General features: G+C 32.5%; 1 protein-coding gene. It reads left to right on the top strand.

Annotation, left to right across the window (positions count from 1 at the left end; all coding sequences use genetic code 11):
* The first annotated feature begins 18 nt into the window (after positions 1-18).
* A complete protein-coding gene (locus ABD963_RS15055; RefSeq protein WP_345278275.1) occupies positions 19-1,104 on the top strand; it encodes a hypothetical protein in 1,086 nt (361 codons plus the stop codon).
* Positions 1,105-1,239: the final 135 nt, after the last annotated feature.

Raw genomic sequence — 1,239 nt, 5'->3', positions numbered from 1 at the left:
CGTTGCCAGTAATATACAATGACCGAAGATCTAAAGAAATACGAATCGACAATTAAGAAAAAGCATAGCTTCAATTGGACGCCAAAATTTGAGGAAGAATTTAGGACTGATTTAAGTAAAACTGTTTTTGTGCCAATCGTTATAAAGACTTTTGAAAAGTTAGAATGGGATTTAGTGTTTCAAGACGAAGTCTCGGCAGAAGCCAAAAGAAAAGGAGACTGGAATAGATGGACAGAAAAAATCTCTGTGACATACAATTTTGGGAAAGTCAAAGTAAAGAGCGTATCACTTGGAAATGAAATGTGGGATAATGGACGTAATTCAAAGCGAGTTCGACTTTTTAAATACGCATTTCAACAAACAGAAAAAGAATTTGATAAACAAGCTTTAGCAGAATTAGAAAGTGAAGTTGAAAAAGCAAATAATTGGGATGATTATCAGATTCCTGAAAATTTACCACAACCAAAAAAGCAAAAAGAACCTAAATTGTGGATTCCTATTGTTGGTGGAATAATAACAGTACTCATTCTTGGATTCGTTGTCGCCTTTCTTTCAGTAAAAGGAATTTATATAATTGGTTTATTTGAAGTTGGAGTAGCTATTGTTATGGGATTTGCGTTAAAACAGCTTATAAAAGTTAGTAATTACACTTTTTATGACCATTTACATTATTTGCTAATCGGAATGATTTTAATAACATATATATCAAACCAATATTTTCAATATCAAATAATCCTAAATGAAAACAACTTTAGACCATTTAGTTTTTTGGAGTTTATGCAAGCAAGATTCGATGCAGGATTAACAATAAAGTCATTGAATACAGGCTGGATAGGTTTATTAATAAGTTGGGCTTTACAACTAGTAATTACCTATTTTATTGGAGCTTTAAGACTTTCTTCGGGACTAATATCTTATTCAATAGATAGAGTTCCAATGGAAGTTGTTGACTTTGCATATTACCATTTCGTAAAAGAAAAAACAGAAGACCAAGTAAGAGCAGAACTAGCAAAAATGGGTTGGAATAAAAAGCAAGACCAAGACGAAGTATTTGAATCAATTGGAGCTTTACAAGGAGCGACTGAATTTAGAAGAATGGAATAAAATACTACTGGCAACAATGGCTATAAACAATTGGGGTGAAATTGATTAAACGAAACTATAAACATAAAACTAGAGTCAGTGCTAAACTGAAAAGCTAAGGCGAAAATCCCCAACTGTTCATAGCCGAGACCGTTG

The organism is Litoribaculum gwangyangense (assembly GCF_039543505.1).
Classification (GTDB): domain Bacteria; phylum Bacteroidota; class Bacteroidia; order Flavobacteriales; family Flavobacteriaceae; genus Litoribaculum; species Litoribaculum gwangyangense.
This window is presented reverse-complemented; position numbering and strand designations above follow the sequence as displayed.